Origin of the sequence: Roseomonas marmotae, assembly GCF_017654485.1 — a bacterium.
Classification (GTDB): Bacteria; Pseudomonadota; Alphaproteobacteria; order Acetobacterales; family Acetobacteraceae; genus Pseudoroseomonas; species Pseudoroseomonas marmotae.
Map to the genome: position 1 here is coordinate 959831 of NZ_CP061091.1, position 21002 is coordinate 980832.

The window sequence follows — 21002 nt, forward strand, 5'->3', positions numbered from 1 at the left end:
TGGCCCCAAGGCGTCAAGCGGATGCCATCTGTGCCGGCGCCGCACAGCACTGCCGCAGCCCCGCTCCCGCCCTGGCCCCTGCCGCGCGGGGGCGGCACCATGCTCCGCCCCTGGAGGGGCGGGAGGAGGATCGACCATGAAGGCAGCCTGGTATGAGCGGACGGGTCCGGCGCGGGAGGTGCTGCGGCTAGGCGAGATGCCGGTGCCCGAGCCTGGAGCCGGCGAGGTGCTTGTGCGCCTCCATGCCAGTGGCGTGAACCCTTCCGATACCAAGTCCCGCATCGGCAATGGCGCGCGCGCGAATGCCTGGCCGCGCGTGGTGCCGCATCAGGATGGCGCCGGCGTGGTCGAAGGGGTGGGGCCGGAGGTGAGCGAGGCCCGCATCGGCCAGCGCGTCTGGCTGTATGAGGCGCAGCTGGGCCGCGCCTTCGGCACCGCCGCCGAATATGTGGCGCTGCCGGCCGGTCAGGCCGTGCCGCTGCCTCCGGGCGTGAGCTTCGAGGAAGGCGCGGCCCTCGGCGTGCCGGCCATGACGGCGCACCGCTGCGTCTTCGCCGATGGGCCGGTGCGGGGCCGCACCGTGCTGGTCACGGGCGGGGCTGGCGCGGTGGGCTATTATGCCGTGCAATTCGCCGCTCAGGCCGGCGCCCGCGTCATCGCCACGGTGGGGCGGGACGAGCATGTGGAGCTTGTCCAGGCCGCCGGCGCGGCGCTGGTCGTCAACCGCAGGCGGGAGGATGCGGTGGCCCGCGTGGCGGGGTTCTGCGGCGATGCCGAGGGGCGGGGGCTGGACCATGTGGTCGATGTCAATTTCGCCGCCAACCTGCCGATGCTGACGGGGCTGCTGCGGCGGGGCGGCTCCATCGCCACCTATGCTTCGGATGCGGGGCTGGAACCCTCCATCCCGTTCCGCTTGCTGATGAACCTCAATGCCCGGCTGCACTTCGTGCTGGTCTATACGATGGGGGATGAGGCGCACCGCGCGGCGGCCGCCGCCATCACGGAGGGGCTGGAGGGCGGCACGCTGCGCCACCGGCTGGGCGCCCGCTTCCCGCTGGAGCGGATCGCCGAGGCGCATGAGGTGGTGGAAGCCGGCGGCGCTCCGGGGAAGGTCATTATCACGCTCCCTTGATGGAAGCGTTGATTATGTGACAGTTTTATTGCATTCAGGCGCCGGGAACGCCCCCATCGGGGGCGCTCAGGAGGGATGCCTGATGTCTTCGCGCCATGTCTTCACCCTGGCCGCCGTCACGGCGGCCACGCTCACGCTCGGCGCCTTGCCGGCGGCCGCGCAGGGCTCGCTGAACATGTATTGCTCGGCCCAGGTCGAGTGGTGCCAGGCGGCCGCCAATGCCTTCCAGAAAGAGACGAATATCCGCGTCAGCGTCTCCCAGAAGGGCAGCGGCGAGGTGCTGGCGCAGATCCGCGCCGAGGCGCAGAACCCGCGCGGCGACATCTGGTTCGGCGGCACCGGCGACCCGCATCTGCAGGCGGCCGAGGACAAGCTCTCCGCCGAATACCGCTCGCCCATGCTGGACCAGCTGCATGACTGGGCCCGCAAGCAGGCCGAGCAGAGCGGCTACCGCACCGTCGGCATCTATGCCGGCGCCATGGGCTTCGGCTACAATCCGGAGCTGCTGGCCAAGCGCAACATCGCCGCGCCCGCCTGCTGGAAGGACCTGCTGGACCCCCGCTTCAAGGGCGAGATCCAGATGGCCAATCCGCAGTCCAGCGGCACTGCCTATGTGATGATCGCCACCATCGTGCAGCTGATGGGCGAGGACCAGGCCTTCCAGTACCTCAAGGACCTGCATCGCAACGTCAACGCCTATCCCCGCTCCGGCACCGGCCCGATCAAGGCGGTGGCGCGTGGCGAGACGGGCCTGTCCATCTCCTTCGTGCATGATGCGGTGACGGAGCGGCTGGGCGGCTTCCCCGTGCAGTATGTCGTCCCCTGCGAGGGCACGGGCTATGAGATCGGCTCGATGTCCATCATCGCCGGTGCCCGCAACGAGCGGAACGCCAAGCGCTTCTACGACTGGGCCCTGACCCCGGCCGCGCAGCAGATCGGCGCCGAGGCGAAATCCTTCCAGACGCCGTCCAACCGCGCCACGCCGGTGCCGGCCGAGGCGCCGCAGATGGATCAGATCCGCCTGATCGACTACGACTTCGCCAAGTATGGCCGTTCCGACGAGCGTCGCCGGCTGATCGAGCGCTGGGACCGCGAGGTCAACAACCTTCCCCGCTAAGGAATAACCCATGCGCTCCGCCGGCCTCTGGTCCAGCGCCGTCGCGCTGATCGCTGCCCTGCTCCTGCCCTGGTATCTGGTGCAGGACGGCATCGGCATCCTCTCTTATGCCGATGGTGCCTGGCTGACCGACCCCGATGGCGCCCCCGCGCTGGGAATGGCGCTGTCGGAAGGCCGGTGGTGGCTCTGGCCGGCGGTGCTGGCGCCGCTGGCAGGGCTGGCGGCGGCGCTGCTGCCGCTCTCCCGCCCCAGCCGGGCCTGGCTGTTCCTGGCGGCGGGCGGGCTCGGCCTGGCGCTGCTGGCGGCGCAGGGCTGGAGCATCGGCCCGCGCGGCTGGATGGCTCCCTGGCTGCAGGCCCTCTTCGGCGAGACCGAGGCCCGGCAATACGGCATCGGCTGGGGTGGCGCCGTCGTTTCCTCCGGCCTTTGCGTGCTGCTGGCGGCGGGGCTGGCGGGGCGGGGCGCCTTCCGGGGCGATGCCTTCACCTCCACCGTGGCGGTGGTGCTGACCGTCTCCATCGTCGTCTTCACCGCCCTGCCCATCGCCCAGATGATGGCCGGCGCCTTCCGCGATGCCGGAGGGGCCTTCGTGCCCTCCGCCGCCGTGACGCGGCTGATGGACGACCGGCTCTGGGGCCTGGGCTGCCTGGCCGGCGCGCCGCGCTGCGGCGTGGTCTGGAACACGCTGCTGCTGGCGCTGCTGACGGCCACCGGCACCACGGCGCTGGGCCTGGCCTTCGCGCTGCTGGTCACGCGCGGGCGTCTGCGGCTGGCCAGGCCGCTGCGCTGGCTGACGGTGCTGCCCATCGTCACCCCGCCCTTCATCCTCGGCCTCGGCCTGATCCTGATCTTCGGCCGCTCCGGCCTGCTCTCCCAGGCCGCCGAGGCCTGGTTCGGCATCGAGCTGGGCCGTTGGATCTATGGCCTGACCGGCCTGCTCCTTGCGCAGCTCTTCGCCTTCACGCCCATCGCCTTCCTGGTGCTGATCGGCGTGGTCGAGGGCCTCTCCCCCACGCTGGAGGAAGCCTCCCAGACGCTCCGGGCGGATGAGAAGGTCACCTTCCGCACCGTGACGCTGCCGCTGCTGCTGCCCGGCCTCGCGAATGCCTTCCTGCTCGGCTTCGTGGAAAGCATCGCCGATTTCGGCAATGCCGTGGTGCTTGGCGGCAGCTTCAACGTGCTGGCCACCGAGATCTTCTTCGCCGTGGTGGGCGCCCAGGCGGATGCCGGTCGCGCGGCCTCCCTCTCGCTGATCCTGCTGGTGCTGACGCTGATCGTCTTCTTCCTGCAGCAGCGGCTGACGGCGCGGAAATCCTATGTCTCCATCTCCGGCAAGGGCGATTCCGGCCTGCCGCCGCCGCTGCCGCGCGGCGTGCGCCGGCTCTGCCTCATCGTCGCCAGCACCTGGGCGGCGCTGACCATCGGCCTCTACCTGCTGGCCATGCTGGGCGGCTTCGTCGAGGTCTGGGGCCGCGACTACACGCCCACCCTGCGCCATTTCGCCAAGGCCTTCACCATCGAGGGCGGGCAGCTGACCGGCCTCGCCTGGAACAGCGTGCTGACGACGCTGGAACTCTCCGCCATCTCCGCCCCCATCACCGCGGCGCTGGGCATCCTGGCGGCCTGGCTCTTCTCCCGCACCCGCTTCGCGGGGAAGGGCGCGCTGGAATTCGCGACCCTGCTCTCCTTCGCGGTACCGGGCACCGTCATCGGCGTGGCCTATCTCGCCGCCTTCAACCTGCCGCCGCTGGAGTTGGCGGGGACGGGGGCCATCATCGTCGCCTGCTTCGTCTTCCGGAACCTGCCGGTCGGCCTGCGCTCCGGCATGGCGGCCATGGCGCAGATTGACCGCTCACTGGACGAGGCCTCCCATACTCTGGGTGGCGGCGGGATGGATGCCTTCCGCCGGGTGGTGCTGCCGCTGCTGCGTCCCGCCATCGTGGCGGGGCTGACCTATTCCTTCGTCCGCGCCATGACCACCGTCTCCGCCGTCATCTTCCTGGTCACGGCCGATACCGAACTGGCGACCGTCTTCATCGTCAACCGCATCATCAACGGCGACTACGGCCTCGCCATCTCCACCTCGCTGGCGCTGATCGTGCTGATGCTGGCGGTGCTGGGGGTGATGAACCTGATCGTCGGCCGCCGCCGCATCGGCCGCCGCGCCGCGGCCGCCGCCACCCCCGCCGCCGCCGCGCCCGTTCCCGGAGCCATCGCATGAGCCGTGCCGCCGAAGTCCGCTTCGAGAATGTCACCAAGCGCTATGGTGGCAGCGCCGTGGCGGTGAACAACGTCTCCTTCACCATCCCGGCCGGCACGCTCTGCACGCTGCTCGGCCCCTCCGGCTGCGGCAAGACCACGACGCTGCGGATGATCGCCGGTCTGGAATACCCGACCGAGGGGCGCGTGCTGATCGGCGGCAGGGATGTCTCCGCCGTGCCGCCGGCCGAGCGCGACGTCTCCATGGTCTTCCAGTCCTATGCCCTGTTCCCGCACATGAACGTGCTGGAGAATGTGGGCTATGGCCTGACCGTCTCCCGCCAGCCGAAGGCGCGGGTGCGGGAGGCGGCGCGCGCGGCGCTCGCCTCGGTCGGCCTGTCCGGCTTCGAGGAGCGGCTGCCCTCGGAACTCTCGGGTGGCCAGCAGCAGCGCGTGGCGGTGGCCCGCGCCCTGGTGCTGGAGCCGGCCGTGCTGCTCTTCGACGAGCCGCTGTCCAATCTCGATGCCCGCCTGCGCCGCAGGATGCGGGACGAGATCCGCGACCTGCAGCAGCGCCTGGGCGTCACTGTCGCCTATGTCACGCATGACCAGGCGGAGGCGCTGGCGATCTCCGACAAGGTCATCGTGATGAACCAGGCCGTGATCGCGCAGGAGGGCACGCCGCGCGATCTCTATGAAGCGCCGGCCAGTGACTTCGTCGCGAGCTTCGTGGGCGAGGCCAACCGGCTGCCCGCCACCCTGTCCCACCGGCAGGGGGAGATGGCGCAGGTGCGGATCGGCTCCGCCATCCTCTCCCTGCCGCATCGCGGCGCGGCCGAGGGCAAGGTGCAGCTGGCGGTGCGGCCCGAGGCCGTCTCCCTGCTCGACCCCGGCGACCCCGCCGCCATGCTGCGCGGCACGGTGTCCAAGGCCGCCTATCTCGGCGGGATCGTGGAATATACCCTGGCCACCGAGGCGGGGGAGGTCTTCGTCACCGACCCTCGGACCGACCGCCAGCGCGGGGTGGGGGAGGAAGTGGGGCTGGTCCTGGGGCAGCGCGGCGTGGCCGTGTTGCCGGCGTGAAACCGCGCTTCACAGCCGGCGCCCCCTAGGCAATTCAGCGGTGGCACGCGGCGGTCATTTCCCTTGGCCGTCCGCCAGGGGTATCCTGCCACCACATGAAACGCCTCGACCGCTATCTTTTCCGCCAGCTCGCCGTCGCGCTGGTGGCCGTCACGGTGGGCCTCGCCGCCCTGGTCTGGCTGACCCAGAGCCTCCGCTTCATCGAGCTGGTGCTGGACCGCGGCCTCTCGCCCGCCGTTTTCGTGGAGCTGACGGGGCTGCTGCTGCCCAGCTTCGTGGCGGTCATCCTGCCCATCACCACCTTCGTCGTCACGCTGTTCACCTATGTGCGGCTCTCGGGGGACCGGGAGCTGGTGGTGATGCGCGCGGCGGGGCTGTCGGACTGGCGGCTGGCGCGGCCGGCGCTGATGGTGGCGGGGCTGGCCACCGGGCTCTGCCTGTTCCTCCAGCTCTGGCTGGTGCCGGTCAGCCACGCCGCCTTCCGTGCATGGCAGTTCGAGATCCGTAACCAGATGGCCGCCATCCTGGTGCAGGAGGGCGTCTTCAGCGCGGTGGGCGACGACCTGACCGTCTATGCCCGCCGCCGCGACCGCGACGGCAATCTCTATGGCATCATGGTGCATGACACGCGCGACCCGGCCATGCCCGTGACCATCATGGCCGAGGAGGGGCGGCTGGTCGGCACGCCGCGCGGCCCGCGCGTGACGCTTCAGAACGGCGTGCGGCAGACGCTGGAGCGGGCCCCGGACGGCACCCCGCGGCTCTCCGTGCTGACCTTCAAGGAAAACAGCCTGGATCTCGCCACCTCCTCCCGCAGCCAGCAGGACGCCACGCGCAACCGCGACTCGCGCGAGCGTTTCGTGGGCGAGCTGCTGAGCCCCGACCCGGCCGAGAACCTGCCGGAGCGCGATATCCGCAAGTTCCGCGCGGAGGCGCATCAGCGCCTGGCCTCGCCCTTCACCGCGCTGGCCTATGCGCTGGTGGCGCTGGCGACGGCCTTGAGCACCTCCTTCCGCCGCCATGGCGATTCGCGGCCGGCGGTGGTGGGCGTGACGCTGGTGGTGGGGCTGCTGGCGCTGGGCCTGGCCGCCGGCAATGCGGCGGCGCGCAACAATGCCTTCATCCCGCTGATCTGGGTCCAGGTGGTCCTGCCCATGCTGGCCTCCATCTGGGTGCTGCTGGGCTCGCCGGGCCTGCCGCGGCGCCAGCCGCGCCTGCCGCCGGAGCTGGAAGCCGCCCCCCAGGGCGCCGCCTCCGGCCCCCATACCTCCTGAGCGCCGCATGCCCTTTGCCCTGACACTTTCCGCCTATGTGGCGCGGCGTTTCGCGGTCATGACCATCATCATGATCCTGGCCCTGACGGGGCTGGTGGCGCTGTTCGACTTCATCGAACTGCTGCGCCGCGCCGCCACCCGGACCGATGCCAGCTTCGCCCTGGTGCTGAGCATCGCCGGGCTGCGTCTGCCCTATGTCATGCTGCAGATCCTGCCCTTCGGCATCCTGCTGGGCGGCATCATCGCCTTCTGGCGCCTCTCCCGTTCCTCAGAGCTGGTGGTGGCGCGGGCCGCCGGGATTTCCGCCTGGGGCTTCCTGGCCGGGCCGCTGCTGGTGGCGGCCTGCCTGGGCGTGCTGGCCGTCACCGTCATCTCGCCGCTCTCCGCCGCCATGTTCTCCAGGGCCGAGCGCCTGGACGCCAGCTATCTGCGGAACGCCGCCGGCCCCGCCACGCTGGCGGGCGGGCGGCTCTGGCTGCGCCAGGCAGATGCCGAGCTGGACCCCGCGGGCAGCATCATCCTCTCCGGTCGGCCGGAGCTGGGGCAGGGCCATTTCATGCTGCGGGACGTCTCGCTCTGGCGCCTCTCGCCCACCGGCTGGCCGCTGGTGCGGGTGGAGGCGCCGGAGGCACAGCTGGGCGACGGCGAATGGATGCTGCGGAACGCGGTGAGCTTCGGCGCCAACCGGCAGCCGGGCCCGCCGCAGACCCTGGTGCTGCCCACCCAGCTCACCCCGGACCGGATCGAGGAAAGCTTCGCCAGCCCCGATACCCTCTCCTTCTGGGCGCTGCCGGACTTCATCCGGATTCTGGAAAGCTCCGGCTTCTCCGGCACCCGGCACCGGCTGCACTTCCATTCCCTGCTCTCCCTGCCGCTGCTCTCGGTCGCCATGGCGCTGCTGGCCGCCGGCTTCTCCATGCGGCAGTCGCGGCGGGGGGATGTGGCGCGCATGCTGGGCCTGGGCGTCGGCGCCGGCTTCTCCCTGTTCCTGCTGGACAAGGTGGCCGAGGAATTCGGCCAGGCCGGCAACCTGCCGGTGGAGCTGGCGGCCTGGGCACCCTCCGCGGCGGGACTGATGCTGGCCCTGACCCTGCTGCTGCATCTGGAGGACGGCTGAGCTCCACTGGCCGCCGGAATGACCGGAAATTGATCGGGCCGCGCTTATCCTGCTCCGTCCCGGTGGAGAGCTGAAACACGGCGGAGCTCTCGCGCCCTCTCGTCGGCGTCGGCGGGACGGGGTATGCAGGTGCCATGCACCGAGCCACGCACGGCGCCGGGGATGTTCCGGCCAGGATCACCAAGCGGCGCCGCGACGGGCGCGGGCCATGTTGGCGCGCTGTCCTGCTGGGGGGCGCCGCGCTCATGCCGGCGATGTTGCCGGGAAGCTGGGCGCTGGCCCAGTCGCTGATCGGCTCCGGCACCGGGGCCGGCGTCACCAGCGGCACGGCGGGCAATGCGCCGGGCGGGCTGGGCGTCGCCTCCCCAGGATCGGCCACCGGCATGCCGCCGGCTGGGGGCGACCTGTCCATCCCCGCCATCCCCGCCCCGCCGCAATCCGGCGCCGACACGGCGCCCACACCCGCGCCGGCCCCCGCCGCCCGGAACGACCGCGACGCGCCCGTCACCTTCACCGCCAACGAGGTGGAGTATCAGCAGGACAACAACCTGGTGATCGCCCGCGGCGCAGTGGAGGCCTGGCAGAACGAGCGCATCCTGCGCGCCGATACCTTCACCTATAACCGCGAGACCGGCATCGCCACCGCCGAAGGCAATGTGCAGCTGCTGGAGCCGGACGGGCAGGTGACCTTCGCCGACCGCGCCGAACTGACCGGCGACATGCGGGATGGCGTGGTGGAGGGGCTGAGGGCCCGGCTGGCGCAGAATGGCAAGCTGGCGGCCACCGGCGCCCGCCGCACGGACGGCAATATCGTGGACATGTCGCGGGTGGTCTATTCCTCCTGCGACCTCTGCGCCGATGACCCCACCGCGCCGCCGCTCTGGCAGGTGCGCGCCCGCATCGCCACGCATGACAGGGCCGAGCAGATCCTGCGCTACCGTGACGCGACGCTGGATTTCGGCGGCTGGCCGGTCTTCTACACGCCCTACCTGTCGCATCCCGATCCCTCGGTGCCGCGGCAGTCCGGCTTCCTCGCGCCGGCCCTGGGCAACAGCACCTTCCTCGGCCCCTTCATCCAGGTGCCCTATTACTGGGCCATCGACGGCAGCCAGGACATGATCCTGCGGCCGACCTTCTCGGTGGATCAGGACCCCGGGCTCGGCATCGACTACCGCCGCCGCTTCAACAGCGGCACGATCAACTTCAGCGGCTCCGTCGGCAACCTCAAGGGCGGCAATATCACCGATGAGGACGAGGGCTGGGGCGGGCATATCTACAGCAGCGGCCAGTTCGCGCTGGATGAGCACTGGCGCACCGGCTTCAACCTGAACCGCGCCAGCAGCCAGGCCTATCTGCGTGCCTGGCGCTACAGCGCGCCACGCGTGCTGACCTCGGATGTCTATCTGGAAGGCTTCTGGGGCGCGCAGGGCTTCGCCCGCATCGACGCCCGTGCCTATCAGGGGCTGAACGAGGTGGACCGCGGGCCGCTGACCCCGCTGGTGCTGCCGAACGCCTTCGCCGAATACGCCTATCCCCGCGATTCGCTGGGCGGGTACCTGACGGTGGATGCCGGCGCCCTCGTCATCTTCCGCGATGAGGGGACGGATTCGCGCCGGCTGACCTCCCGCACCACCTATACCCTGCCGAAGCGGGACCGCTGGGGCAGCATCTGGACGCTGCGCGGCCAGGCCGACCTCTACGGCATCTCGGCCGACGGGATGGACCTGGCGCCGAACTTCTTCGACGAGCGGAGCATCACCGCCGGCCGTGGCAATGTCCGGGTGGCGCTGGACTGGCGCATGCCCTTCATCCGCAGCGCCGGGGAATATGGCAGCCAGATCCTGGAGCCGCGCGTGCAGCTCGTCACCGGCCCTTCCACCGGCCGGCAGCTGGACATCCCGAACGAGGACAGCATCGACTTCGAGTTCACCGATGCCAACCTCTTCGCCCTGAACCGCTTCCCCGGGCGCGACCGGGAGGAAGGCGGCTCCCGCGTCGATGCCGCGCTGCGCGGCGTCTGGCTCTTCCCCAATGGCGGGCAGGCCGAGGCGCTGGTCGGCCGCTCCTTCCGCGCCAGCACCGAGGATGTCTTCTACCAGGGCTCGGGCGTCGAGGACCGGGCCTCGGACTGGGTGGGGCGGCTGCGGCTCTCGCCGGTGCCCTGGCTGGACCTGCTGGCCCGCACGCGGCTTGACGGCAAGAACCTCTCCCGCCGCCTGACCGAGACCAGCGCCCGCGTCTCGCTCGGCCCGGTCAGCGTCTCCGCCGGCTACCTCTTCACCGATCCCAACCCGGCCCTGACCCTTTCCCCACGCACCGACCGCAACGAGGTCTCGGGCGGGGTATCGGCGCGGCTGGGCACCTACTGGCAGGCCGGCGTCTATGGCCGCTACGACATCCAGCAGGACAGGCCGGTCTCGGCCGGGATCAACCTGACCTATGAGGATGAGTGCCTGGTCTTCACGACCAGCTACCACCGTGACTGGGCGCAGCAGGAAAACATCAACAACTACTATCCCTCGGGCGAGACGCTGCTGTTCCGGATCGGCTTCAAGACGATCGGGGATTTCGGCCTGCGGGCCATCTGAGCGGCAGGGGCAACCCTGCCAACCGGCCGCAAGACGATTTCGTCGCCGCGCGATCTGCTCTAGGAATTGGATATGCCTGCTACGACCTCCCCCCGGGCCCTCCCGCGGCGCTTCCTCCGGACCTCCTGCCGTATCCTGCCGCTCGCGGTGATGCTGGCCGCACCGCTCTCGCTGGTCCCGCTGGCGCCGCTCCCATCAGGGGCCGGGCAGGCCATGGCGCAGACCAACCGCATCGTCGCGGTGGTGAATGGCGACGTGGTCACCGCCAATGAGATCGCGAGCCGCGCCCGCCTCTTCGCGCTGAACAGCGGGATGGGGCCGAACAATGAGGTGCTGGCCCGGCTGACGCCGCAGGTGACGCGGCTGCTGATCGATGAGCGGCTGCGGATGCAGGAGGTGCAGCGCCGCCGCGTGCTGGTGACCGATGGCGACGTGGGCGAGGCGGTGCAGGATATCGAGGCCCGCAATGGCCTGCCCCCCGGCGGCCTGGCGGCGCAGCTGCGCGGCTCCGGCGTCGAGCCGCGCTCGCTCTACGACCAGATCCGCGCCCAGATTGGCTGGTCCCGCCTGCTGCGCGCCATGCTGGGCCCCCAGGCCGAGGTCGGCCAGAGCGAGGTGGACGAGTTCATCGCCGCCCATAAGGCCCGCACGGGCGAGCCGGAATACCTGGTCTCCGAGATCTTCATCCCGGTGGACGAGCCGGGCTCGGAGCCGGAGGTGCGCCGCTTCGTCGATGACGTGGTGGGCCAGTTGCGCCGGGGCGTGCCCTTCCCGGCGGCGGCCACCCAGTTCAGCCAGAGCCAGTCGGCGCTGCAGGGCGGCGACATGGGCTGGAGCCGGGCCGATGAGTTCGACCCGGCCGTGGCCGATGTGGTGCAGCGCATGCCGCCCGGCGCCATCGCTAACCCCATCCGCGTGCCCGGCGGCTTCCAGATCGTCACGCTGCGCCAGAAGCGGGAGACGGGGCGGGAGATCGCCACCCTGGTGAACCTGCGCCAGGCCTTCTACCCCTTCACCAGCGTGCTGGACCCGCAGAACCCGACGCAGCAGCAGCGTGACGCCGTGGAGCGGGCACGCGCCCTGGAGGGCAGGAGCTGCGCCGCCGTGGAAGCCGCCGCCCGCGCCCAGGGCGGCGACCGCCCGGTGGACCCGGGGCCGCTGCGGCTGGACACGATGCAGCCCGTGCAGTTGCGCAACCTGATCGCCGGCCTGCCGCAGGGCCGCGCCAGCCAGCCCATCATCACCCCGGATGGGGTGATGATCATCGCCGTCTGCAGCAAGGAGACGCGCAACCTGGCGGAGATGACGCCCGACCAGGCGCGCGCCCAGATCCTGCGTGACCGGGTGGAGCTGATCTCCCGCCAGATGCAGCGTGACCTGCGCCGCCGCGCCACCATCGAGCAGCGGGGCTGACGGCGCCGCCATGACGGTCCTGCCGGATCTGCGCGAGACCATCGCGCGGCATGGGCTGGCGGCCCGCAAATCGCTCGGCCAGCATTTCCTGCTGGACCCCGCGGTCTGCGCCCGCATCGCCAGCATCGCCGCGCCGCTGGAGGGGCGGACAGTGCTGGAGGTCGGACCCGGCCCGGGCGGCCTGACCCGCGCCCTGCTGGAGAGCCCCGCCACCCGGGTGGTGGCGGTGGAACTGGACCGCCGCGCCATCGCCGCGCTGGAGGAACTGGCGCAGGCCTATCCCGGCCGGCTGGCGGTGGTGGAAGGCGACGCGCTGAAGGCGCGCACCGAGGATCTGCTGCCCGAGGCGCCGCGCCGCGTGGTGTCCAACCTGCCCTACAACGTCGGCACGCCGCTGCTGGTGGGCTGGCTGAAGCAGGCCGGGCTCTTCGAGAGCCTGACCCTGATGTTCCAGCAGGAAGTGGCCGAACGGATCTGCGCCGCCCCGGATACCGATGCCTATGGGCGGCTCTCGGTGCTGGCGCAGTGGCGCTGCGCCTGCCGCATGGCCATGCGCCTGCCGCCGGGCGCCTTCAGCCCGCCACCCAAGGTCTGGTCCGCCGTGGTGCATCTCGTGCCGCATGCCGAAGGCCCGGCGCCGGAGCTGATGAGCGCCATGGAGCGGCTGACCGCCGCCGCCTTCGGCCAGCGCCGCAAGATGCTGCGGAGCAGCCTGAAGTCCCTGGGCAGGTCCGATGCGCTGCTGGAGGATGGTGGCATCGAGCCGACGCGGCGTGCGGAAACCCTCTCGGTCGCTGAATTCGATCGGCTGGCGCGGCTGCTGCTGCAGCGCGCAGGCTGAGCCCCGCGCGCCTCAACCTGTCGCATAGATCAGAATCTGCACCACGGCGCTGATCACCAGCAGCACCAGCACGATGCGGGAGAGGACGGAGATGGGTGGCATGGCCTGTCATTCCTCCGGGGAAGGCTGCGGATGGGCGCCCGCCTTGGCAGGCTAGGGCAGATTCCTGTCAGGTGGGCCCACCTGAGCGGGTGAACTACTCTCTGCAACAAAAGGCCGGCGCGGCCGAAGCGAGCCAGGAAGCGAGCCAGGACGAACGGGGCCCGCTCTGGCGGCGGCGCCCCGGGGGCAGGAAGAGGCAGGGCTCTTCTTGCCATTGAAAATTACTCGCATTAACTGCCGGCGAATGTCACCGACCCTTCAGGAGCACCGCATGCCGCCTTGCCTTTCCCGCCGTCTTACCCTCGCCGGACTGGCGGGCGGTGCGGGGGCCCTGTTGATCGCCGGCGGCGCCGCGGCGCGGGAGATCCGCGTCCCGCATGCCAAGGGCGAGACGGTGCTGCCGGGCAAGCCGAAGCGCGTGGCGGTTTACGACCTCGCCGCGCTCGACATGCTGCAGGCCCTGGGGGTGGAGGTGGCGGGCGTGCCGGGCGCGCATTTCCCTGCCTATCTCTCCCGCTATGCCGGTGATGGCTATGCCAGGATCGGCACGCTCTTCGAGCCGGACGAGGCGGCGCTGCGGGCGCTGCGGCCGGACCTCATCATCGTCGCCGGCCGCTCCAGCGCCAGATACGAGGCAATGCAGGCCATTGCCCCCACCATTGACCTCAGCACCGGTCCGGCCCGCTTCGTGCCGGATGTGGCGGAGCATCTGCGCCTGCTGGGCCGCATCTTCGGCAGGCAGGAAGCGGCCGAGGCCCGCGCCAGCCAGTTCCTGGCGGCGGTGGAAGGACTGCGCGCCAAGAGCGGCGGGGCTGGCAGCGCGGTGGTGCTCTTCGTCGCCGGTCCCGGCATGGCCGTGCAACTGCCGGGTAGCCGCTTCGGCATCGTGCATGACGTCACCGGCCTGCGTCCGGTGGTCGCGGCCTCCGAAGCCCCGGCCCCTGCCGGGCGCGTGACCGGCGATACGCCGGAGGCCGAGGCGGCACGGCGGCAGGCCGCGGCGGCGCAGAAGGCGCTGCTGGAGAAGGCGCTGGGACGTGACCCGGACTGGATCCTGGTGCTGGACCGCGCCGCCGCCACGGGGGGCGCCCCGGTGGCGCCCGGCCGGCTGGAGGCCAGCGAGGCCATCAGATCCACCACCGCCTGGAAGAAGAAGCAGGTCATCCACCTGGATGCACCGGCCTGGTATCTGGTCGGCGGCGGCGTGGCGGCGCTGGAGGCCAGCATCGGCCAGATCGGCGCGGCGCTGGACGCGGCGGGCTGAACCACCGGGGCCTGGGCGGGCGCCATTCCGCCCCGGCCCATTCTGCTTTATCCAGCAAGCCATGCAGGACGCGACCGACTCCCGCCTCGCCGCGCAGTACGAGGCCTATCCCTATCCCGCCCGCAATCCGCGTGACGAGGCGAAGCGGCTGATCGTCGGCAGCCCCAGTCATCTGCTGGAAATCGACCACTGGGTCTTCGGTGCCCGCCGCCCGGCCTCGGCGCCGCTGCGCGCGCTGATGGCCGGCGGCGGCAGCGGCGACGGCACCATGATGCTGGCGCAGCAACTGGCCAGCGCCGGCCGGCCGGGCGAGGTGGTCTGGCTCGACCGTTCCGCCGCCGCCCGCAAGCTGGCGGAGGAGCGGGCCAGGGTGCGGGGCCTGACCAATATCCGCTTCGTCAGCGGCTCGCTGCTGGACCTGCCCGGGCTGGGCCTCGGGGAATTCGACTACATCGACTGCTGCGGCGTGTTGCACCACCTGCCGGACCCGGCGGCGGGGCTGCGCGCCCTGGCCGGCGCGCTAGCGCCGGGCGGCGGCATCGGGCTGATGGTCTATGCCCCGCATGGCCGCACCGGCGTCTATATGCTGCAGGACGCCCTGCGCCTGCTGGCGCCGGACAGCGAGGCGCCGCCGGAGCGGGTGGAGGTGGCGAAGCGCCTGTGGAAGCACCTGCCGGAAACCGCCTGGCTGCGCCGCAATTCCTGGATCGACGACCACATCAATGGCGGCGATGCCGGGCTCTACGACCTGCTGCTGAATCCCCGCGACGTGGCCTTCACGGTGCCGCAGCTGGCGGGGCTGATCGAGGGCGCGGGGCTGCGGCTGCGCTGCTTCATGGAGCCGGGGCGCTACGACCCCGACCGCTACCTGCCAGACCCCCGCCTGCGGGCACGCACCGCCGGGATGACGCCGGTGCAGCGCGCGGCCCTGGCGGAATCCATCACCGGCAATATGGGCATCCACATCGCCTATTGCGCCCGCGCGGATGAGACGCCGCCCGCCCCGGCCTGGGATGACCTCGCCTCCGTCCCTGTGCTGCGGGAGATCGATGGCACGGTGCTGGCCAGGGGCATTCCGCCGGATGGCATGCTGCGCGTCGCCTTCGACGACATCCGCATCGGCGTGCCGATGCCGCGCCTGGCCTCGGCCATCCTCTCCCGCATCGACGGGCGGCGCAGCATCGGCGCCATCGGCGAGGCCCTGGCCGCCAATGGCATCGGCCAGGAGGCCTTCCTGCGGGACTTCGCGGCCCTCCGCGCGGCGCTGGAACCCTTCAACCGCCTGCTACTGGCGGCACCGGCTTGAGCGGGCCAGGGGAACCCCGTCCGGTCATCATCATCTTCGGCGCCGCGGTCCGGCCGGATGGCGGCCCCAGCCTGACATTGCGCCGCCGCGTCATGGCCGCCGCCAGCTTCGGCGCGACATTGGAAGATCCGCTCTACATCCCCACCGGGGCCCTGGGGCGGCATGGCCCGGCCGAGGCCGTGGTGATGGCGCGGCTGCTGCAGGACCTCGGCGTGCCCGGGGATGCCATCCGGCAGGAACTGACGGCCACCGATACCCTCAGCTCCGCCACCGCCTGCGCCGCCATGCTGCGCGGCCACCAGGGGGCAGTCTGGGCGGCCAGCAGCGGCTACCACCTGCCGCGCTGCGTCATGCTGCTGCGGCTGATGGGGCTGCCCGCCCGCGCGGCCCCACCGCCCGAGGCCGATATGGACTGGCGTGACCGCTGGTGGTGGCGGGCGCGGGAAGGGGCGGCGCTTCCGGTGGATTTCACCCTCGGCCTGCTGGCACGGCTGCGGCGCTGAAGACGCAACCCCGCCATTCCCTGGGCCGGACTTGTTTTGGCCGGGAATCGGCACGATTTTGCATTCCAACCGCGCCTGCCCGATCCGCGCCTCTCGCGGCGGCCGGCTGCCACCTTTCCCCTGAATCTGCATTCTGACGAAGATCGAGACGGCAGCCTTTGCCCTGCCTGGAGGACTGATTTTGAGTGATGTGACGACCGAACCCCTGGCCAACCCGGCCGAGGCGGCCATCGCGGCGGCGGGGCTTCGGGTCGAGCAGCGGGAGATGCCGCAGCTGACGCGCCTCGTTGCCCGCCGCATGCCCGCCGACCGGGACGCGGTGGCCGAGGCGCTGTGCCAGGTGCGCCGCAAGGCCTGGGCCGGGCGGCTGCTGGATCTGGCCAACCGCTTCGGCGAAAGCTGGGTGCGCCGCGCCGATGCCGAGGCCGCCGCCGGCCGCGTGACCGACCCGGAAATCGATGACGACGGCCTGCGCCAGGAGCTGAGTGAGGTGGTGGGCGCCCGGCTGCATGCCTCCGGCGAAACGCCGGAAGCGGCGCTGGAGGTGATCGCCGGTGAATTGCTGGAGGCCACCGGCCATCTCCTGCCCGCCGACCGCTATGCCACGCTGGCGCAGCAGGTGGCGCGGGCGCATGGGCTGGACCGGGGCGCCGCGGCGGCCTTCGTGGCCGAGGCCATCCGCGCGCAGGATCGCCGCCGGACCGAGCTGCGGAGCGCCGAGCAGGCCGCCCGCACCCGCCGGCGCGAGGAAGTGGCGCGGCTGCGCGCCTGGGAGAAGAGCCTCGTCGGGATCGAGGGCATCCCCGAGTTGCTGAGCTGCACGCCGAAGGAGGCGCTGCGCTGGGCCGGTGCCGGCCTCCTGCCGGTGGCGCGCAAGCAGCGCGAGCGGGGGGGGCGGGAGCGCTGGGAATTCGACCCGGCCGAGATCATCCCCTTCCGGCGCGAAGTGCCGGAGTGGCGCCGCGCGGAACGCGAGGCCGCAGACCGCAAGGAGGCCCGGCGGGAGACGCCGGCCATCCGCGTCGGCAATGCCGCCATCGCCCGTGTCGCGGCGCTGGACCGCTATGCCGCCCATTTCGCCACCGCGCGGGCGCTGAAGCGGCGCATCACCCTCGTCACCGGCCCGACCAACAGCGGCAAGAGCCATACCGCGCTGGACCGGCTGGCATCGGCCGAGAACGGCTATGCCCTGGCGCCGCTGCGCCTGCTGGCGCATGAGTTCCGTGAGGCGCTGTCCCAGCGCGGCGTCGATGCCTCCCTGGTCACGGGCGAGGAGCGCATCATCATCCCCGGCAGCCGCCACCTGGCGGCGACGGTCGAGATGTGCCCGCTGCACAACCCCGTCGATGTCGCCATCGTCGACGAGGCGCAGCTGCTGCATGACCGCGACCGCGGCGCCGCCTGGACCGCCGCCATCATGGGCGTGCCGGCGCGCGAGGTTTTCGTTCTTGGCGCCCCGGAATGCGTCCCGATGGTGGAGCGGATCGCCAGCCTCTGCGGCGATGAGGTCGAGAAGGTCTCGCTGGAACGCAAGGGGCCGCTGCGGGCCGCGACCAACCCGGTGGGGCTGTCCGAACTGCGCCCCGGCGACGCGCTGATCGCCTTCTCCCGCCGTGACGTGCTGGACCTGCGGGCGGAGCTGGTGCGGCGCGGCCGGCGCGTGGCCGTGATCTACGGCGCGCTGAGCCCCGAGGTGCGCCGCGCGGAGGCAGCGCGCTTCCGCAATGGCGAGGCCGATATCGTCGTGGCGACGGATGCCATCGGCATGGGCCTGAACCTGCCGATCCGCCGCGTGATCTTCTCGACGCTGAAGAAATTCGACGGCGAGGAGCGGCGCGACCTGAACTCGCAGGAGGTGAAGCAGATCGGCGGCCGCGCCGGGCGCTTCGGCAAGCACGAGGAAGGGATAGTGGCCGTGCTGGCCGGTGCGGGCAGCCCGGATTTCGTCAGGCACATGCTGAATGCGCCGCCGCAGCCGCCAGCGGAGCTGCGCCCGCAGGTGCAGCCGGATGCCGATATCGTCTCCGCCGTGGCGGCCGAGATCGGCTCGGACAGCCTCTTCGGCGTGCTGGCGCGCATCAAGCGCGCGGTGCTGCGGCTGGACGACCCCAATTACCGGCTGGCGGATATGACCCAGGCCCAGTCCATCGCCTCCGCGATTGATGGCGTCGGCCTGCCGCTGATGGACCGCTGGACCTATGCGCTCTGCCCGGTGGATGAGCGTGACAATGGTATCGCCCGGTTGGCGCGCTGGGCGGTGGACCATGCCGCCGGGCGCGCGGTGGTGCCGCCTTCCGCCGGCCGCCTGCCGCCGCCGGAGCAGGCGAGCGGCGAGGAGTTGCAGCGCGGCGAGAAGGTGCACAAGCGCCTCGTCGCCTGGCGCTGGCTGGCGCTGCGCTTCCCCATGGCCTATCCGGAATCGGACCGGGCCGAGGCGGAGACAGCGCGGCTGGACCGTTGGATCGAGGATGTGCTGCGGCAGCAGCGGCGGGGGCGGACGGCTCTGGCGGGGTAAGAGGCAGGTCGGGGGAAGGAATTCCCCCGAGCCCCATCTTCGATTTTAGGCGCTGGCCTGCCCGGCTGGCGGACTCGCGAGCAAAAGATGGGGGTGCGGGGGAATTCCTTCCCCCGCGCTTCTCACGCCGCTTCCAGCTTTTCCTGGATGTCCAGCCATTCTTCTTCCAGCGCCGCCACCTGCTTGGCGATGGCGCCCTGGCGCTGCGTGGCCCAGGCGATGTCCTCGGGCTTGAAGCGGGCATAGGTGTCGGGGTCGCCCAGCTTCTTCTCCAGCAGCGCGTTTTCCTTTTGCAGCTTGGCCATCTCGGCCTCGATCTTCGTCACGCGATGGCGCAGGGGGGCCAGGGCCTGGCGGTTCTCCGCGCGCTCCCGCCGCTCGTCCCGCCGGGTGGGGTTGGTATCGGCCTGCGGGCCGCGGGCGGCGCGGGCGCGCTCGGCCAGCAGGGCGCGGTAATCGTCCAGGTCGCCGTCGAAGGGCGTGACCCGGCCGTCATGCACCAGCCAGAGGCGGTCGGCCGCCAGCGTCACCAGATGCGGGTCGTGGGTGATCAGCACCACGGCGCCGCCGAAATCCGCCAGCGCTTTTACGAGCGCCTCGCGCGCATCGATGTCGAGGTGGTTGGTGGGTTCGTCGAGGATCAGCAGGTGCGGGGCGTCGCGGGTGCAAAGGGCCAACAGCAGCCGCGCCTTCTCGCCGCCCGAGAGGGCGCCGATCTTCGTCGTCGCCCGTTCCTCGTCCAGCCCGAAGCGGGCGAGCTGGGCGCGGCACTGCGTCTCCGTCGCCTTGGCGCCCAGCGCGTTCTGCATGTGGGAGAGGGGGGTGCCGTCGAGATCCAGCTCCTCCGCCTGATGCTGGGCGAAATAGCCGACCTTCAGGCGGCGGTCGCGATGGATCTCGCCCCGCATCGGCTCCAGCCGCCCGGCCAGCAGCTTTGCCAGGGTGGACTTGCCGTTGCCGTTCGCGCCCAGCAGGGCGATGCGGTCCTCCTGGTCCAGCCGCAGGTCCAGCCCGTGCAGAATGGCCCGCCCGTCGTACCCGACATCGGCGCGGGAGAGGGCGATGATGGGCGGCGCCAGTTCCGTGGGCTGGGGGAAGGCGAAGCGGGTGGGGGCATCCTCCACCACTGATTCGATGGCCGGCAGCTTCTCCAGCGCCTTCAGGCGGGACTGCGCCTGCCGGGCCTTGGTGGCCTTGGCGCGGAAGCGGTCCACGAAGGACTGCATATGGGCGCGCTGCGCCGCGATCTTCTCGTTCTGCGCCTGCTGCTGGGCCGCGCGTTCCGTGCGGATGCGGACGAAATTGTCGTAGGCGCCGGGGTAGAAGGTGATCTTCTGCTTATCGAGGTGGGCGATGCCGTCCACGCCCCGCTCCAGCAGCCCGCGGTCATGGCTGACCACGATGGCGGCGCCCGGGAAGCGCGCCAGCCAGCCTTCCAGCCAGATGGTGGCTTCCAGGTCCAGGTGGTTGGTGGGCTCGTCCAGCAGCAGCAGGTCGGGTTCCAGGAACAGCGCGCGGGCCAGGGCCACGCGCATGCGCCAGCCGCCGGAATATTCGCCCACCGGCCGCGCCTGGGCGGCCGCGTCGAAGCCCAGGCCCGCCAGCACCGTCGCGGCGCGGGAGGGGGCGCTGTCGGCGCGGATGGCGATCAGGCGGTCATGGATCTCGCCGATGCGGGCGGGGTCGGTGGCCGTGTCCAGCTCCGCCAGCAGGGCGGCGCGCTCGGTATCGGCTTCCAGCACCGTGTCCAGCAGGTTCCGCGGGCCTCCCGGCGCTTCCTGCGCCACATGGGTCATGCGGGCGCGGGCGGCCAGGCGGATCTCGCCGCCATCGGGCTGGATCTCGCCGGTGATGGCGCGCAGCAGGGTGGACTTGCCGGCGCCGTTGCGCCCTACCAGGCCGATCTTGCGGCCAGGGTCCACCATCAGCTCCGCGCCTTCCAGCAGCGGGCGGCCGGCGATGCGGATGGTCAGGTCACGGATGGCGAGCACGGTCATGCCCCGCGTTTAGAGCAGATCGGCCAATGGCGGAAACGGGATGATGAAACAGATGATACCATTGTGCCCGGCCCGGCCCGGCGCGGTGCCGGGCGGCCTGTGCTAGGGATGGGGCCAGACCACGCCTGAGGACCACCCTGCACATCGCCCCACCCCCGCCGAAGCCCGCCGTGCCTCCGGCCCGCCCGCCCCGGTGGCCCACCGGACGGCGTGCCCGGCTCTGGCGCTGGATCGGCGGTTCGGTCCTGTTGCATGCGCTGCTGGTCGTCCTGCTGCTCTGGACGCCGCCGCGCGAGCCCTTTCGGGAGCCTGGCGCCGGCACCGAGGTGCCGGTGGTCTTCGAGAGTGCCGGCGGCAGCCCCGCCCTGCCGGAATTGCCGCAGGTTCCCAGCCTGCCCGGCGATCCCGATGCGCCACCGCCGCTGCCGGTCCTGCCCGATGCGCCGCCCGTCCCGGCACCGCCGGCGCCCGCCGTGCCGGTGCCCGCGCCCGCGCCCCAGGCACCGGCCGCCCCACCCCCCCGCCGGCGCCGCCCGGCATCCCGCCGCTGG

At 71.6% G+C, this 21002-nt stretch carries 14 protein-coding genes; 13 read left to right on the forward strand and 1 reads right to left on the reverse strand.

The window, feature by feature from the left end; genetic code table 11:
- Positions 1 to 136: 136 nt before the first annotated feature.
- From IAI58_RS04530 to IAI58_RS04590, 13 genes are all read left to right on the forward strand, one after another.
- A complete protein-coding gene (locus tag IAI58_RS04530; RefSeq protein WP_207446798.1) occupies positions 137 to 1132 on the forward strand; it encodes an NADPH:quinone reductase in 996 nt (331 codons plus the stop codon).
- 82 nt (positions 1133 to 1214) lie between these two features.
- On the forward strand, positions 1215 to 2249 hold the full coding sequence (locus tag IAI58_RS04535; protein WP_207446796.1) for an ABC transporter substrate-binding protein: 1035 nt from the start codon (positions 1215 to 1217) through the stop codon (positions 2247 to 2249).
- A 10-nt stretch (positions 2250 to 2259) separates the two neighbouring features.
- On the forward strand, positions 2260 to 4470 hold the full coding sequence (locus IAI58_RS04540; RefSeq protein WP_208776022.1) for an ABC transporter permease: 2211 nt from the start codon (positions 2260 to 2262) through the stop codon (positions 4468 to 4470).
- Positions 4467 to 5531: an ABC transporter ATP-binding protein gene (locus IAI58_RS04545; protein ID WP_207446792.1), complete on the forward strand. Its 1065-nt coding sequence runs from the start codon at positions 4467 to 4469 to the stop codon at positions 5529 to 5531. Before IAI58_RS04540 ends, IAI58_RS04545 begins: the two co-directional genes overlap by 4 nt.
- A 95-nt stretch (positions 5532 to 5626) precedes the next feature.
- Positions 5627 to 6805, forward strand: a complete 1179-nt coding sequence (gene lptF, locus IAI58_RS04550) for an LPS export ABC transporter permease LptF (RefSeq protein WP_207450585.1) — start codon at positions 5627 to 5629, stop codon at positions 6803 to 6805.
- 7 nt (positions 6806 to 6812) lie between these two features.
- Positions 6813 to 7922, forward strand: a complete 1110-nt coding sequence (gene lptG / locus IAI58_RS04555) for an LPS export ABC transporter permease LptG (RefSeq protein WP_207450587.1) — start codon at positions 6813 to 6815, stop codon at positions 7920 to 7922.
- Between the two features lie 134 nt (positions 7923 to 8056).
- Complete coding sequence (locus IAI58_RS04560) at positions 8057 to 10510, forward strand: LPS-assembly protein LptD (RefSeq protein ID WP_208776023.1); 2454 nt, start codon at positions 8057 to 8059, stop codon at positions 10508 to 10510.
- A 72-nt stretch (positions 10511 to 10582) separates the two neighbouring features.
- Entirely contained in the window at positions 10583 to 11923 is a 1341-nt protein-coding gene (locus IAI58_RS04565) for a peptidylprolyl isomerase (RefSeq protein WP_207450591.1), read from the forward strand.
- Positions 11924 to 11933: 10 nt separating this feature from the next.
- A complete protein-coding gene (gene rsmA, locus IAI58_RS04570; protein ID WP_207450593.1) occupies positions 11934 to 12764 on the forward strand; it encodes a 16S rRNA (adenine(1518)-N(6)/adenine(1519)-N(6))-dimethyltransferase RsmA in 831 nt (276 codons plus the stop codon).
- Positions 12765 to 13137: 373 nt separating this feature from the next.
- The gene (locus IAI58_RS04575; RefSeq protein WP_207450595.1) at positions 13138 to 14130 is read left to right on the forward strand and encodes a siderophore ABC transporter substrate-binding protein; all 993 of its coding nucleotides are present in this window, start codon (positions 13138 to 13140) and stop codon (positions 14128 to 14130) included.
- 61 nt (positions 14131 to 14191) lie between these two features.
- Positions 14192 to 15436 carry a class I SAM-dependent methyltransferase gene (locus tag IAI58_RS04580; RefSeq protein ID WP_207450597.1) on the forward strand — a complete coding sequence of 415 codons (1245 nt, stop codon included), beginning with the start codon at positions 14192 to 14194 and terminating at the stop codon, positions 15434 to 15436.
- Positions 15433 to 15939 carry a YdcF family protein gene (locus tag IAI58_RS04585; RefSeq protein WP_207450599.1) on the forward strand — a complete coding sequence of 169 codons (507 nt, stop codon included), beginning with the start codon at positions 15433 to 15435 and terminating at the stop codon, positions 15937 to 15939. The genes IAI58_RS04580 and IAI58_RS04585 overlap by 4 nt, the downstream gene beginning before the upstream one ends.
- 181 nt (positions 15940 to 16120) lie before the next feature.
- On the forward strand, positions 16121 to 18454 hold the full coding sequence (locus tag IAI58_RS04590; protein ID WP_237182910.1) for a helicase-related protein: 2334 nt from the start codon (positions 16121 to 16123) through the stop codon (positions 18452 to 18454).
- A gap of 122 nt (positions 18455 to 18576) precedes the next feature.
- Here the strand turns inward: IAI58_RS04590 and IAI58_RS04595 are convergent, their stop codons facing one another.
- Positions 18577 to 20451, reverse strand: coding sequence for an ABC-F family ATP-binding cassette domain-containing protein (locus tag IAI58_RS04595; protein ID WP_207450601.1), 1875 nt, complete (start codon positions 20449 to 20451; stop codon positions 18577 to 18579).
- Positions 20452 to 21002: the final 551 nt, after the last annotated feature.